This is a genomic window from Chitinophaga oryziterrae (assembly GCF_009758125.1).
In the GTDB taxonomy this organism is placed as follows: Bacteria; Bacteroidota; Bacteroidia; order Chitinophagales; family Chitinophagaceae; genus Chitinophaga; species Chitinophaga oryziterrae.
Window position 1 is genome coordinate 226164 of record NZ_WRXO01000006.1, and the last position, 14777, is coordinate 240940.

Below are 14777 nucleotides of genomic sequence, written 5' to 3' on the forward strand. Positions count from 1 at the left end.
TATGTTTTGATCATGTGCCAGCTAGGTCTTAAATACTAAATACGAATTATGAAAGATTTTGAAGCTTCAAAAGAGATCGGGTTTGATGCCTTATTTAATGGGGCATCAATTGGTATAATCATCACTGATGAAGAAAGCAGGATCCTGCAGGCCAATTCTTTCCTCCTGAAACTGTTTGGTTATCCTCCGGAAGAGATTATTGGCAGGCATGTAGAAGTACTGATGCCATCCAGATTCAGGGAAAAGCATGTGCATCACCGTACAGATTATCAGCAGCATCCGCGCAGCCGCGTGATGGGGGCCGGCCTCAACCTGTTCGGTACACGCCGTGACGGAACAGAATTCCCGGTGGAAGTAAGTCTGGGCCCCTATACCTCGGAAGGCAGACGTTATGTGATCGCTTTTGTCAGCGATATCACCAACCGCATAGCAGCAGAAGATGATTTAAAGAAATTGAATGCTGAGCTGGAAGAAAAAGTGACCGAAAGGACCTCGTCCCTCAACCAGATCGTATTGCAACTGGAAGAACAAATGCGTGAAATAGAAGCAAAAGATCAGGAATTGCGCATCGCATTGGATAAAGAGAAGCAACTGAATGAACTAAAGTCCAGGTTTGTGTCCCTGGCTTCCCACGAGTTCCGCACACCACTCAGCGCTATTCTTTCCTCTACTTTCCTGATCTCGAAATATGCCCAAAATGGCGACCTGCAGCAACAGGAAAAACATTTAAAAAAAATAAGTACATCCGTTAACCTTCTCACAGATATCCTGAATGACTTCCTGTCCGTAGGAAAGATTGAGGAAGGAAGGGTAGAAGTGAGGTATGTTGTTTTTAATATCTGCGATTATCTGAAAAATATTGTAGAGGAAATGAATAGCCTGTTAAAGCATAAACAGGAAGTCAGATACGTGCATGAAGGGGAGCAGGAAATAGAGCTGGACCCATCCCTGTTAAGGCATATCATGACCAACCTGATCTCCAACGCCATAAAATTCTCACCGGAAGAAAGCAGTATCCATATCGATACAAAATATGAAAGCGGGTCGCTGGTATTGAAAGTAAAAGATCATGGAATGGGTATCCCTCCCGAAGATCAGCCTCAACTGTTCGGACGCTTCTTCCGGGCGGCCAATGTTACCTACATCCAGGGTACAGGGCTTGGATTACATATTATCGGGAAATATGTGGAACTGATGGGAGGTAACATTACAGTAGAAAGTGAATTGAATAAAGGTACAACGTTCATTATAGTATTTAACAGCGAAAACAGGGCCGGCTGAAAAAGCAACCCCGGCCCTTGCCTGAAAAAATTAACTGTGCGCAATAAACACCGGTACACTATGTCGTTCCACTACATTTGTTATAAAACTCCGGCGGAAAGTCTGTGATAACCCGGACCGGCCATAGGCGCCGGAAACAAGGATCGGCTTATCGATCTCACTCAGCCATGTATTCAGATATTTTTTAGGATCTGCATCCATCTCATGGAAGATGATATCATCAAAATGATTGGTAGCAAATTCCCTGATGAGCTTTTCCTGTGGAATACCTTCCCCTGATTTTTGCTCCGCATACAGCAGAATCGTTTTTTTATGGCATAACTGGGGAAATAAAGCGGCAAAACTCCTGATAGCATATACAGATGATTTGCTGCCATCATAAGCCAGTACAACACTCTCCGGAAATACTACGTTTTCGGGGGTAACAATAACCGGGCATTCAGTATTATGTAATGCATCTTTCAGGTAGTCATTAGGCGTTTCCAGTCCCAGGTTCTCGTAAAATTTCTCACTGCCAATGATCATGAGGTCCGCAAAACGGCTTTCCCTTTTTAATTCCTGTAATGCATAGGCGGAACTATCCTGATGTACACGGAATTCTATCCCGTTCTGCAGACATTGCTCTTCAAATTTATCTATACTTTCCTGTATAAGTTTCGGGTCCTTGTTCTCCACTAATGGAATAAGGTACGCAGCATTGCCAACATAGGCATAACTCTCGGAACCTGTGAAATCTGCCGGTGGCAGAAATACACCTGTTAGCAGGATGGGTTCATAAGTATTCATATTTCTGGCAAACTCAAATGCAGCGGGAGAAAAGTGATTGCCATCGAAGGATAATAATATCTTTTTCATATTAAGTGGGTTTATATCTCAAAATTATCCCCAGATTCTGTGCCATACAATGATCATACAGTTAGTATACGATTGATTGGGATCAGCTTTTCTGATGATGCTGCTCATTGAATCCCTGTTATATTAGATGTTCCTTTGTTATACAAACCCTTTTAATATGACAAATAGTAATACTGCTATTGCTAATATTTTTCATCGGATCGCATCTTGTTACAGGTATCTTGGGAACGATCATTATGATCAGATGAAGTCTTATGACAGGGCAGCTGCAACCTTACATCAACTGAAAGAAGACATTAGTGCTGTACCCGAAAAAGAAGTTGGTTTCACAGATGTAATCCGTAATGAAATAAAGGAATTCCTCGAAACAGGTACTATCAGCCATTACCAGCGTTTTAAACATAAAGTACCACTGGAATTACTGGAATTGCTGGAAATAAAAGGTTTTGGACCTGCTATCGTAAAAGCGCTGCATGAACAATTACATATAGACAACCTTGAGCAACTGACCTCCGCAATAGAAGCGGGGAAGCTGAATGAGGTTACAGGTTTGAACCCTCAGAAAATAGAACATCTGAAACGGAGCCTGAAACTACATAAGGACCCCGAATCAAAAATATTACTATGGGATGCCATTTCAAAAGGAAATGAAATTCTCAGCTCGCTGAAACAGATCCCCGGTGTGGAAAATGCTTCTTTTTCCGGTAGCCTGCGCAGAGGTTGTGACACGATAGCGGATATAGATATTGTCCTCCAGGTAGCGGAACGCAACCGGGAGGAATTTCTGGTGTACTTCCTGCAGCTACCACATATTGAGAGTGTCGTGGGATCTGGCTGGAACCGGATCTGTGCTATATTATACAATAACCTTCAACTGGATATCAGGATGGCCACAGAGCCTTCCTTCGGGGCGGCTTTATTGTATTATACAGGTTCAAAAGACCACATAGCACACCTCGAGTTACTGGCAGAACAAAAGGGGTATACACTGAACAGGGATGGGCTTTTTGAAACGGTTACCGAAACTTATGTGGCAGGAAAAACAGAAGAAAGTATTTACGAAAAACTGAATATCCAATATATTCCACCCGAACTCAGGGAAGGCGGAAAAGAGATCAACCAGGCGTGCCGGCATATGCTGCCCGAATTAATTACCCGCCACAACATAAAGGGAGATATGCGTTTGTATGCAGATCATCATACGAGTGACGGTCTGCATACGATGACGCATTATGTGACGAAAGTTTTTCCTCATTATGAGTATTTAGTGGTTACGGAGAATAGTGAATACTTCCATAACGGGAATAACAGGGATTGGCTGCATATGATCGACGCGGCCAATGCCGACCTGGGATGGAACTTTCTAAAGAAAGGGGTGACCGTAGAGCTATTACCGGACGGTACACTGGACTTACCTGATGAACTATTGCAACAATTCGACTGGGTAACGGCAGTTACCTATAAAAGGTTAGACGCAGATATTACCAGCCGGTTGCTGGCGGCCTGTGAGCATCCGCTGGTGAATTGCATCGGTAACCCTTCCAACAGGATAATCGGAAAACGGCTTCCTTCTATGGTGAACTGGAAAGAACTGTTCCAAAAGGCTGCTGCTACAGCTACTGCATTAGAGATTAATGCGCTCCCTTACAGGATGGACCTGCGGTATGAACTGGTAAAAAAGGCAATAGAGAAAAAGGTGTATTTTGCCATCAGCAGTTGTGCCGAAACCCTGGCACAATGCGATTATTTACAACTGGGAGTAACAATTGCCCGGCGTGGAGGGTGCAGCCGTGCAAATGTATTGAATACGATGCATTGGGATGCTATCGAACAATTTAAGCTGGCACGTCAGAATGCATTGGCCATAGAAAATCGATAATTACGTTTAATGAAATATATATTCATATTATGGCTGGTTTTCTCTTCTATACCTGATACCTATGCCCAAAGCAAAATGCTTTGGCTGCCGGAACAATGTAAGACAAACCGCAATATCCTTTTACAGTACCTGGAACAATGTGACTCATTAGGACTGGATAAAAATGCTTATAATTTTGATCTCCTGCAATCGCTGGACGAAAAGCCGCTTACAGAAGATTCTATTAATACGGATAAATCGATCACCTTATCTGCCATTCAGTTTTTCCATGATGTTGCTTATGGTAATACGGTCCCTCATCTGGAATTCAATGGTATTAATGAGGTGACTAACTGCGTAGATATCCCCGGTAAATTTTATCGTGCATTAGAAGAAAATACCTTCAGTGAATTATTAAAAGAAGTAGAGCCGGACAGTCCTGAATATATAAACATCAAAAAGAAAATAGTACAGTATTTAAGGGAGCTGGCCGATACTACATTACATCCCGGAACAATAGTTTCCTACCTTGTAGACAGTACCAACCGTCCTTTAACAGAGAAACTTTACCAGTTAGGGTACCTGGACTCATTAGACTATCACTTGCCGGAAAAAGAAATGCGGGCACAATTGCGCAAAGCGCAGCATATGTTCGAGTTTTATGAAGATGGCGGACTACGGCCGGACGTTATAAATGCACTCAATGTCCCACTGACAGAAAGAATAAAAGAACTGCAATCCTCTCTTAATGTATTCCGTTGGTTAAATTGCTACAGGCAGTCAAAAAAGATAGTTGTTGTAAATGTTCCTTCTGCTAACCTTTTCCTGTATGCAGGAGACAGCACATTGTTGAGCTCCCGTATGGTAGTAGGGAAGCCAGGTACGCCTACACCTACCTTATCCAGCAGGATCACGGAACTGGTGATGTTCCCTTACTGGACAGTACCCCATAAAATCGCCACCAGGGAATTATTACCTGCTATCAAAAAAAGTATTCCTTACCTGGAAGCGGGTAATTACCAGGTGTTGGACAAGGGGGGAAGTATACTGGACCCTTATAAGATCGACTGGAAGACACTGAACACTAAGAATTTTCCGTACACGATCCGGCAGATGAATGGCTGCGATAATTCCCTGGGCATTATGAAACTTAATTTTTATAGCCCTTACGACGTATATCTTCATGATACCCCCTGGAAGAACTTCTTCTCCTATAATAAACGTTATTTCAGTCATGGATGTATGAGAGTGGAGGAAGCGGCCGCATTGGCAAAAGCGGTACTACCGGAAAGGGCAGATCAAATAAGTGAGCTGGCAGCTACCTGTATCGCTCCCTCAGGAAAACCTCTGACAATGCAACTGAATGAGTCAGTACCCGTATTTGTATTATACCAGATAGCCTGGCCGGATAACGCTGGAACAATCCGGTTTTTTGAAGATACTTATCATAAGATAAAATGAAGGCAGTAACAAAGCGTTACTGCCGGTAAGTTATTCCGCTACTTTTTTACGCGTAGCAGCTTTCTTTTTGGGCGCAGCCATCTTAGCAGTTGCTTTCTTAGGCGCAACTCTCTTAACTGTAGTTTTTTTAGCAGCCGCTTTCTTTGGCGCAGCCTTTTTAGCGGCAACCATCTTTGGTACTTTATCACCTTCGGCTCTCGCTTCCGATAACCCTATTGCAATCGCCTGTTTCCGGTCTGTTACTTTTTTCCCGCTACGACCACTTTTGAGTTTCCCTGCTTCCATTTCCTTCATCACCTTCTCAATTTTTTCACTGCTTTTTTTTGAGTACTTTGCCATGTCGTGGAGTTTAAAGATTAATAATGAAATACTTGTATCAAAAGATGCGCCAGTTGGTACTTTTTTTGTTGACACAACTCAAATTTCACGTAATATGACCAGCATTCTATGGGGAGAAGGGGAGCAGCTTGATATACTGCAAATGTCTGTCCGTGCCTTTGTAATGTTTTTTATCGCATTATTGTTAATCCGTTTAGGGGGGATGCGTATCTTCGGTAAAAGATCCGCTTTCGATACGATCATTATTATTATGTTAGGTGCTGTGCTTGCCCGGGGAATAGCAGGTTCATCTCCTTATTGGTCTACTGTAGCAGCTTCCGCCGTAATGATAGGCATCAACAGGGGATTGGCATGGTTATCGGAAAGATATATAAGGATCAATAACCTGATCAAAGGAAAGCCCTTATTGATTTATGAATCAGGACATATACTCTGGAAGAATATGAGCATAGCCGCCCTGACTGAATCCGACTTAATGGAAAGTCTCAGGCTCGAAATAAAGGAACCTTCACTGGATCACATTGAAAAAGCTTATATGGAAACAAACGGCAGAATAAGCTTTATTACAAAATAGCTGAATGAAAAACTTTTTAAAGAAGCTCGGCCCCGGATTGATAACCGGCGCCAGCGATGATGATCCATCCGGTATTACTACATATTCCCAGGCAGGCGCACAGTTCGGTTTCGGTATGTTATGGACAGCCCTCATCACTTTCCCTATGATGGCGGCCATACAGGAAATGTGCGCAAGGATAGGGGCCGTTACCTCAAAAGGCTTAACCGGTACATTGAAATCACATTATCCAAAATGGATACTATACCTGATGTTACTGAGCAGTTTCCCTGCTATCATCTTAAACATAGGCGCGGATATCGCCGGTATGGGAGCCGTTTCAAACATGATCATCCCTTCCGTCCCTTCTTATGTATTTACCGTAGGGTTCACAGGTCTGATCATCATTAGTATGATCTTCTTTTCTTATCAGCAAATAGCCCGTATACTCAAATATGCGTGCCTGGTCTTACTGGTATACCTCATCGTTCCATTCCTGACTAAAACAGACTGGTCGCAGGTACTGAAAGCTGTCTTCATCCCTCATATCAGCTTCTCCAAAGATTATATCACCACTTTGGTCGCTATCTTAGGGACGACTATTTCTCCGTACCTGTTTTTCTGGCAGGCCACTATGGAAGCTGAAGACCATAAAAACCTGGTAGTGGATAAAAGAGTGCTGACAGATATAACAGAGGATGTAACCGGCGGAATGTTCGCATCTAACCTCGTTATGATGTTTATCATCCTCACCTGTGGAAACGTACTTTTCAATAACGGGAAACATCAGATCGATACTGTACAGCAGGCTGCCAATGCGTTAAGGCCCATTGCAGGAGAGTTCTCCTATCTCCTTTTTGCAATAGGCGTAATAGGCACCGGTGTACTGGCTATCCCCGTATTATGTGGTTCCTTGTCTTATATGGTGGCCGAAACCTTCGGCTGGGAAGAAGGACTTGATAAAAAGTTCTACCAGGCAAAACCTTTTTATGGGATCATTATCCTGTCTATGCTCATAGCACTGGCAACTAACTATATAGGTGTCAGTCCTGTTAAAAGCCTGTTTTACACCGCCGTACTATACGGTTTAACAGCCCCGGTCATGGTCCTCGTTATATTGCATATCAGCAACAACAAAACCGTGATGGGGGAATATGTAAACAAACCCTGGTCAAATATCCTCGGCTGGATCACCTTTATTTCCATGACAGCCGCTGCCGGCTGCCTTATATATTTTCAGATAGTGTGATCACCTGTCCCGGTGAAGTCTTCAGTATAAGCATGGAAGTGGTTATTCTTTTCCCGTTCACAAGGGCCCCTTTCTTCCAGGGGACCATCACCCTTAACTCATTTCCTTTTTCACTAAGGATATTTATTTTCCCAACACGACCATTCACCTGCTGTGCGCTCACTAAAAATGCGCCGGCTGCCCGCAGGTTTGTAAAACGCCCGTCGGTACGCCAGTTAGGAAATAAGCGTATCACCCCATCATAACTCTGCATTAAACATTCATTGATCACTACCGGCAAAGCAAAGTTCTCGAACCAGATGCCCATATGCGCCATATACATATAATCTGTCTGGTCATTATACCGCCCATGCACCTGCATTACCACATCCGTCGCTGTTCCATCAGGTAACAACGCATATTGTACCTGCCGCTTAAAACGCTCAATATCCAGCATCCCTATCCTTGCCGCCTGCAGGTTCATAAATACAAGTGCATTCCCACCTTCACTCTGCTGGTTATAATACGTATTCTTTAATCGTTGCATAGTCGTATCATCGGAATGCAAGCCATGATCCTCTCCGGGGAATACCGTTATAAGCGCATTAGGGACGTTATAAACCACTTTGTCGTGTTCTCCTGGCACAGACACATAAACATACCCGTATTGAGCGGAACGGGCTGTAGGATAAGCAGGGAAATGTGCCAGTATCTCATCCACATCGGCCAGTAAAGGTTCATGTATTTTCAGGATTCCCGTGGCCTCTTTGAACGCATTAAAAACGAACTTAGTTAAAGTAAGATCAACTGAACAGTCGTAATTATATTTAAATCCTGGTCTCAGGCCATATAATTCAGGAGGGATAGTAGGGAAGATGTGATAGTCTTTATCTGCCCAGCGATCACCACCATGAGCATCCGGCCGTTTCATATACGCTGCTAAGAACTCCACAGCAGCTTTAATAGGCTCGTAAGCCCTGTTTCTGAGAAAGGCGGTATCCCCCGAATACAGGTAATGCCACCATAACCCCTGCACGGCCCAGGGTGTTTCACATACTTCCCATCCCCAGTCGGGAACAGGATAAGGGTTCATCGTCATATTCACCGGATACGCAGAATGGGGAAAGTACGCCCCGGGTAAACCATAATATTCTTTTGCCCATTTCCGGCTTACCGGCATCAGGGATTCTATCAGGTTCACATAAGGAAGGTTTTTTTCGAGATGATTACTGCTGAAGGTCATCCAGAAAGGTTGCTGGGTATTATAATTCATATGGTAATCCCCATGCCATGCCGTACCGATATTGTTATAACTCCAGTTGGCAAATAACCCCGGACAGACAGCGCCGTCCTTTGCCGCACAATTAAAGAAGTAAAGATTGCGATACCAGAGTTCTTCCAGGAATTTATCACTTAACTGCACGGAAGATTTACTCCAGTACTCATTCCATACAGTTACATTCTTCTCAAAGGTGGTATTGAAATCGGGTATGAAAGTCTTTCCTGTTGCCTGTTTGATCACAACATCTTCTTTCCCTTCCAGCAGTAGCACCTGTGCTGAAAAATTGTCTTTTTTTAGCAACGCCGCTTCCAGGGTTTTCATCTCTTCCTTATTCCCGTTCCAGTTGGTCCTGCTTGTTTTCTCCAATGGCTGATTCACTTTCACATGCAGCTTAAATGCTTTATTCTCTCTGTTGTCAGCAGAGGGCAATACCTGGCTGAAAGAAAGCTCACCTTCGGGTAAATCTTCCTTTACGGCATAAGCAGGAAATTCCGCCGGAGTAGAAGGATCTGGCATTACCCGGATCCGTTCAAAAATATTAGGTTGGGGAAGTCCTGCTTTATCCACCAGTTTCATCTGCAGTACATCGTGTTGCATCTCTGTAAAGATCCGTAGCTCCAGTTCTTTATGATCTGCTAACAACCGCACGGTACATAATCCGTTAGAGATATCCAGTGTATGCCCCAGCAACTGTACTTCCCGTCCGTCAAAACCTAACAACACAGATCCGCAGGGGAAGGGCCTTGGGTATTTTTTACGATAATTATCACCGGACATCTGGTTATACTGATTGTACCAGGGATCATCAGAAAGGTTAGTGAGGGTATCGGAGATCTGTTTCACCTTATTAAACACGTAATTAAAGTCTTTCAGCTCTTCCTTATGCTCTTCTGCAAGTCGTATATCCCACACGTTATTATGTCCGAAGTAAAGGACGATCGCATCAGGCCGGGTAGTTACCACTACGCCCATAGCACCGTTTCCTAAAAGGGCGCCATCAAAAAAACCGGGAGCGGGTTTATTAAAAATGAGAGGATGTTTCGCAGCCTGGCCGAAGCTGGTTAAAAACAGCAGTTGTAAAATGGGTATGAGGAATTTTTTCATAACGTTCCCAAAATACAAATCTCATTGGTAAAAGCATTAAATTTGTACGGATTAGCCATGAAAATAACCCGGTACATACCCGTTAAAGCTTTACAGCCATTCATTAAGACTTTCATGATCATTGAAAGCGATAATGGTATGGAAAATAAGATATTGCCGGATACTTCCCTTGTAATGGCTTTCAGGTTAAGAGGTAAGATTACGGACTCAAAAGAAATATTATCCTCCTCTTCCATCACCGGATTAAGAAATGCCCCCCGTTTAATAAGTTATTCGAAAGATGCTGCTACACTGCTGGTTACCTTCACAGAAGGAGGGGCGGCTGCATTCTTCCCTTTACCCTTACATGAATTGTTCGGTAGCAGTATTTCACTGGATAATTTCATGCGTACGGATCAGATAGAAGATCAGTTGATGAATGCTGTCAATAATGAAGAACGGATCAGCATCATGCAGCATTTTCTTTTGTCCAGGTTAAAATCCCCCAACTCAGATGCGCTTATCCTCAGCGCTATACAGCAGATAAAAAATACGAACGGAGGTCTCAGGATAAAAGATTTGTCTGCTGATTTGTATATCAGTCAGGATGCATTCGAAAAGAGGTTCAGGAAGATAACGGGGACTTCTCCGAAGCAGTTCGCAGGAATAGTACGTTTGAAAAGCATCATCGCACAATATTCTGATGCCACGAATTTAACCGATATCGCTCATTCCGCAGGTTACTTCGACCAGGCACACTTCACAAAGACGTTTAAATCCTTCACCGGACAAACACCACAATCATTTTTTACGACTCCAATGCGGTGGTAAAAGAAAAAATTATAGTTTCACTTCTTCTACTTCAGACTTATCAAATTCTCTTTTGAAATTTTCTTATAAAAAAAGGGCAGACAAATATACTTTGTCTGCCCTTTAAATGAGATTATATATATTATGAATGCTTTACCTTAGAAGTGCTAATTACTCTTTTTTTAGGTATAAAGCGTTTCTTCTTACCCGTTGCTTTATAATGAGCGATAGCATCGCTGATCATTGATCTGTCTTTTGTAGTTAACGGCCTGGGATCAACTACCAAATTCACGCCTTTAGGTTCTTTAATGTATCCCATGGTTTTATAGTTTAAAATATCTGTTAATAAGTTTTACTGACGCAGGAGTAAAGATAACCATCCTATGATTACCTATATGAGTTGCACCTAACATTTTTTGACTGTCCCGGCATATGTGAATTTACTAAAAATTATCTATCTACTGTTGTTCCTCGTTCGTGACTCAGTTTAATTACATAATCTTCGCGTCAGATGTTATTGCTTATAAATACACCTTATCTGACGTGAATTTTAGGTGAAGTTAAATTGAAAAACAAATCCTCAGCCCATATTCAAACGCTACATCAGGGAACTAAACAGTCAGATTCAGTGTATTTATAAGCAATAACATCATAACTAAGCCACTACTATCTCCCGTCATTCCTCCTCCTGATCCTCATCATAATTCTTTAAAAAGAATAAAATAACCTTTGCATGGTTTAAAAGAACTACAATGTTGCACAGTTTTCACATACCCGTTTTAGGATTGAGTTATTCTATTGATACACCTGTAAAAGTGGCCCGGTTTGGCATTTCATCTGTTGTGTCAATAGTGGAGGATGAGCTGATAGAGAAGATGAGAGAATATTATTGTACGCAGTCGGAAGAAGAATATATTGCGATTACTGTAAAAGACGAGGATTACCGTGCCAGGAGAATAACGGCATACCTGGATTTACTGGACAGGATCGTGAAAAAGCAGATGGACGTTTTAAAAGAAGAACCTTTTGAAGAAGGTAAGGATATTGTAAAGTACTTCGAAATGCTGCCCGCACATTCGAATACAAAAGCACTTTACGATCAGATGCTGGCAGCAGATAATAAAGCGGTACTACAGGCACAATTAAGAAAAGAAATAAGGCAGGGTGCGATCGATGTAAACATTATGGCAAAGATCGATAATGGTACCGGTGAAAACTCTGATGCACTGGCCGCATTAAGAGGTGTGGCGAACAGCACATTGAAAACAAGTGTTGTTTTATCAGCAGGATACAACCCCCGTCTCTATAATTATGTAACGAATTTCAGTTGCTTCCACCCTTATGGTGATAAAAAGATCATCCTCAAGGTAAGTGATTACCGCTCTGCTCTGGTACAGGGAAAGCTGCTGGCAAAGAAAGGTATCTGGGTATCGGAGTTCCGGATAGAATCCGGACTAAACTGTGGCGGCCATGCTTTTGCTACGGAAGGGATGCTGCTGGGTCCCATTTTAGAAGAGTTTAAAAACAAACGTACAGCATTGAGAGCAGAACTGGAAGAACTGGCCAACGTAAAAGACCTGCCACTGAAAATAACGGTACAGGGAGGGATAGGCACTGCCAACGAAGACCAGTTCATGACAGAATATTATGAAGTAGATGGTACCGGCTGGGGGAGTCCCTTCCTGCTTGTTCCTGAAGCTACCAATGTAGAGGAACATACGTTACAACAACTGGCCACTGCAAAAAAAGAAGATTATTTTCTGAGTAAGGCGTCCCCTTTAGGCGTCGCATTCCAGAATTTCAGACCCAGTACTTCAGAAGAACAACGTAAACTACGCATTGAGAAAAACAGGCCCGGCAGCCCCTGTTATAAGAAATTCCTGGCCACAGATACCGAATTCACGGCAACTCCCATCTGCACGGCTTCCCGTCAGTACCAGGATTTAAAAATAAAACAACTGAAAGCCAAAGGTCTGCCGGCGGAAGAACTCCAGGCAGAACTGGATAACGTTACCAGCAAAGACTGCCTCTGCGAAGGACTCAGTGTATCCGTATATCTTAAAAACAATATCCCGGTAGCACATAACCTTACTGCAGTTACCATCTGCCCAGGCCCCAACCTGGCTTATTTCTCCGGAGTATTCTCCCTGAAACAGATGGTAGATCATATTTATGGTAAGGTGAACATCCTGAACAATTTACCGAGGCCCAATATGTTCATCAATGAAATACAGCTATATATTGATTACCTGAAGAACAACAATGTAAAGCAGAAATTCAGGGATAACCTGCTGGAAGGTATTGAATACTATAAAAATCTGCTCCCTTCTTTCAAAAGGGAAACCAAACAATATTTAAATGAGATGCTGGACCAGCTAAACGGTCAGCGCCAGCTCTTATTAGAAATTAACCCCTTAAATTAAAGAGAGAGTATTATTTTTACCCATTATTTTCTATTTATATGGAAATGAGTGATGGGGAGTTATTGCAAGCTATAAAGAGGGACGACACTGCTGCATTCGAGATCCTGTACGACCGTTACTGGAAAGCATTATATCTCAAAGCCTGTCAGCGGGTAGATAAAGACGAAGCCAAAGACATAGTTCAGGAGGTCATGTTAAGCCTGTGGCGCCGCAGGAATGCTGTTTCTGCTGATAAGGACGGGGAGCTGGGGCGTTACCTTTTTACAGCCATTAAATATAGGGTGATCAGTCATTATGCCTTCAGTGCCACTGAAGTAAAAAATGCAGAACTGTTTGATGTGCTTGATAATCATACAGATGTATTGGAAACAAAAGAGCTGAAGGCCCTGATTGAAGCCGCCGTAAACCGGTTGCCCGCCCGTATGCAACAAATATTCCGGATGAGCCGGGAAGATGATCACTCTATTGCGGATATCGCCAGAATCCTCAACCTTTCCGAACAAACCGTTAAGAATCAACTAACTGAAGCGCTTAAAAGACTCCGTACCTCCCTTCAGACCAATACCCCCGGCGAGTGGGCCCTGGTCATCCTCTGTATTATTTTAAATAAATTTTAAAACCGACTAGTACCAAATCCCTTTTTCTGAGATAAGGTAATAAACTAGTCCACGTTGCAAGCAAAAAACATCAAACAACTCCTCAGGCAATACCTGCTGGGAAAGGCACCGGAAAAAGAATCCGGGGTCATAGACCAGTGGTACGACTCCTTCAATGAAGACCTTCACCTTACCAAAGAGCAGGAAGAACAGCTCCGCCAGGAAATGTGGCAACATATCCATCCGCAAATTAAGGTTGCTAAAACCTTTTACTTGCAGGCTGCAAAGGCTGCTGCGGTGGCCTTATTACTGGCAGGCGCAGGGCTTACCTACTTCCTGGTAAGAGAACGACCCGCTATATTCACCGAGATCATTACCCGCTCAGGTGAAAAGAAGACAGTGACCTTGCCAGACGGAACCATTCTGTCCATTAACGCGGGTTCTACCATCCGTATCACCGCCGAAAGGACCCTCAGCATCCTCGACGGGGAAGTGTTCTTCGACGTGAAAGGAGATCCCCGCAAGGCATTTATCGTGGAAAGCGGCCCGCTCACTACCACTGTACTGGGTACCTCTTTTAATATTACCGCCTATAAAGCGCTGCACAACCTCAGCGTAGGGGTCGTTAGCGGTAAGGTAAGCGTGAAAGGATACGGTATACTGGCGAAAAACCAGGCCCTGGTATACGATAAACAAACAGGTACGGGTAAAATAGATTCCCTCGACCAGCACTCACTGGAATGGCAGCAGGGTAAACTCCTGCTCAATGACGTCTCTTTCGATGAGATGGTAGTAATGATGCAGAAAAACTTCGGTATCACCATCACCGCCAACCAGGAGGAAGTGAAAGCGACCAGGTACACCACCGAATTGTCTACCGTTATGGAGCCTGTAAAGGCCGCAGAAGTACTGGCAGCCATCCATCAGCTTAAAATCAAAGCAACAACCAATCAAATTCTGATTTACAAATAAACAAGGTACAGACCTCTGTGCTGAAATTCCATGTCA

13 protein-coding genes are annotated in these 14777 nt (G+C 43.2%); 9 read left to right on the top strand and 4 right to left on the bottom strand.

Features of this window, described 5'->3' with window-relative positions:
• The first annotated feature begins 48 nt into the window (after nt 1-48).
• Nucleotides 49-1281 carry a PAS domain-containing sensor histidine kinase gene (locus GO495_RS20725; RefSeq protein WP_157301639.1) on the top strand — a complete coding sequence of 411 codons (1233 nt, stop codon included), beginning with the start codon at nt 49-51 and terminating at the stop codon, nt 1279-1281.
• A gap of 30 nt (nt 1282-1311) precedes the next feature.
• On the opposite strand, the gene GO495_RS20730 is transcribed toward GO495_RS20725, so the two are convergent.
• A complete protein-coding gene (locus tag GO495_RS20730) occupies nt 1312-2136 on the bottom strand; it encodes a universal stress protein (protein WP_157301640.1) in 825 nt (274 codons plus the stop codon).
• A gap of 157 nt (nt 2137-2293) precedes the next feature.
• Here GO495_RS20730 and GO495_RS20735 point away from each other — a divergent pair, with 157 nt between their 5' ends.
• The gene (locus GO495_RS20735) at nt 2294-4015 is read left to right on the top strand and encodes a DNA polymerase III (RefSeq protein WP_157301641.1); all 1722 of its coding nucleotides are present in this window, start codon (nt 2294-2296) and stop codon (nt 4013-4015) included.
• 9 nt (nt 4016-4024) lie between these two features.
• The gene (locus GO495_RS20740) at nt 4025-5455 is read left to right on the top strand and encodes a L,D-transpeptidase family protein (protein ID WP_157301642.1); all 1431 of its coding nucleotides are present in this window, start codon (nt 4025-4027) and stop codon (nt 5453-5455) included.
• Between the two features lie 30 nt (nt 5456-5485).
• On the opposite strand, the gene GO495_RS20745 is transcribed toward GO495_RS20740, so the two are convergent.
• The gene (locus GO495_RS20745; RefSeq protein ID WP_157301643.1) at nt 5486-5794 is read right to left on the bottom strand and encodes a DUF6496 domain-containing protein; all 309 of its coding nucleotides are present in this window, start codon (nt 5792-5794) and stop codon (nt 5486-5488) included.
• A 94-nt stretch (nt 5795-5888) separates the two neighbouring features.
• Between GO495_RS20745 and GO495_RS20750 the strand changes: the two genes are divergently transcribed.
• Complete coding sequence (locus GO495_RS20750; RefSeq protein WP_157301644.1) at nt 5889-6368, top strand: DUF421 domain-containing protein; 480 nt, start codon at nt 5889-5891, stop codon at nt 6366-6368.
• 4 nt (nt 6369-6372) lie between these two features.
• Nucleotides 6373-7596, top strand: a complete 1224-nt coding sequence (locus tag GO495_RS20755; RefSeq protein ID WP_157301645.1) for an NRAMP family divalent metal transporter — start codon at nt 6373-6375, stop codon at nt 7594-7596.
• Here the strand turns inward: GO495_RS20755 and GO495_RS20760 are convergent.
• On the bottom strand, nt 7574-9961 hold the full coding sequence (locus GO495_RS20760; RefSeq protein WP_157301646.1) for a glycosyl hydrolase family 95 catalytic domain-containing protein: 2388 nt from the start codon (nt 9959-9961) through the stop codon (nt 7574-7576). The genes GO495_RS20755 and GO495_RS20760 overlap by 23 nt on opposite strands.
• A 57-nt stretch (nt 9962-10018) precedes the next feature.
• Here GO495_RS20760 and GO495_RS20765 point away from each other — a divergent pair, with 57 nt between their 5' ends.
• Complete coding sequence (locus tag GO495_RS20765; RefSeq protein ID WP_157301647.1) at nt 10019-10771, top strand: helix-turn-helix transcriptional regulator; 753 nt, start codon at nt 10019-10021, stop codon at nt 10769-10771.
• Between the two features lie 121 nt (nt 10772-10892).
• Here the strand turns inward: GO495_RS20765 and GO495_RS20770 are convergent, their stop codons facing one another.
• Nucleotides 10893-11069 (bottom strand): hypothetical protein, encoded by a 177-nt coding sequence (locus GO495_RS20770; protein ID WP_157301648.1) that lies wholly within the window; start codon nt 11067-11069, stop codon nt 10893-10895.
• Between the two features lie 433 nt (nt 11070-11502).
• Between GO495_RS20770 and GO495_RS20775 the strand changes: the two genes are divergently transcribed.
• The 3 genes from GO495_RS20775 to GO495_RS20785 are packed head-to-tail and all read left to right on the top strand — an operon-like array spanning nt 11503 to nt 14741.
• Nucleotides 11503-13173 (top strand): hypothetical protein, encoded by a 1671-nt coding sequence (locus tag GO495_RS20775; protein ID WP_157301649.1) that lies wholly within the window; start codon nt 11503-11505, stop codon nt 13171-13173.
• A 38-nt stretch (nt 13174-13211) separates the two neighbouring features.
• Nucleotides 13212-13790: an RNA polymerase sigma factor gene (locus GO495_RS20780; RefSeq protein ID WP_157301650.1), complete on the top strand. Its 579-nt coding sequence runs from the start codon at nt 13212-13214 to the stop codon at nt 13788-13790.
• 54 nt (nt 13791-13844) lie between these two features.
• Nucleotides 13845-14741 (top strand): FecR family protein, encoded by an 897-nt coding sequence (locus GO495_RS20785; RefSeq protein ID WP_157301651.1) that lies wholly within the window; start codon nt 13845-13847, stop codon nt 14739-14741.
• Nucleotides 14742-14777 lie beyond the last annotated feature (36 nt).

Coding starts and splice junctions, on each gene's coding strand:
- GO495_RS20725 (WP_157301639.1), top strand. CDS start 49: ATGAAAGATTTTGAAGCTTCAAAAGAGATCGGGTTTGATGCCTTATTT.
- GO495_RS20730 (WP_157301640.1), bottom strand. CDS start 2,136: ATGAAAAAGATATTATTATCCTTCGATGGCAATCACTTTTCTCCCGCT.
- GO495_RS20735 (WP_157301641.1), top strand. CDS start 2,294: ATGACAAATAGTAATACTGCTATTGCTAATATTTTTCATCGGATCGCA.
- GO495_RS20740 (WP_157301642.1), top strand. CDS start 4,025: ATGAAATATATATTCATATTATGGCTGGTTTTCTCTTCTATACCTGAT.
- GO495_RS20745 (WP_157301643.1), bottom strand. CDS start 5,794: ATGGCAAAGTACTCAAAAAAAAGCAGTGAAAAAATTGAGAAGGTGATG.
- GO495_RS20750 (WP_157301644.1), top strand. CDS start 5,889: ATGACCAGCATTCTATGGGGAGAAGGGGAGCAGCTTGATATACTGCAA.
- GO495_RS20755 (WP_157301645.1), top strand. CDS start 6,373: ATGAAAAACTTTTTAAAGAAGCTCGGCCCCGGATTGATAACCGGCGCC.
- GO495_RS20760 (WP_157301646.1), bottom strand. CDS start 9,961: ATGAAAAAATTCCTCATACCCATTTTACAACTGCTGTTTTTAACCAGC.
- GO495_RS20765 (WP_157301647.1), top strand. CDS start 10,019: ATGAAAATAACCCGGTACATACCCGTTAAAGCTTTACAGCCATTCATT.
- GO495_RS20770 (WP_157301648.1), bottom strand. CDS start 11,069: ATGGGATACATTAAAGAACCTAAAGGCGTGAATTTGGTAGTTGATCCC.
- GO495_RS20775 (WP_157301649.1), top strand. CDS start 11,503: ATGTTGCACAGTTTTCACATACCCGTTTTAGGATTGAGTTATTCTATT.
- GO495_RS20780 (WP_157301650.1), top strand. CDS start 13,212: ATGGAAATGAGTGATGGGGAGTTATTGCAAGCTATAAAGAGGGACGAC.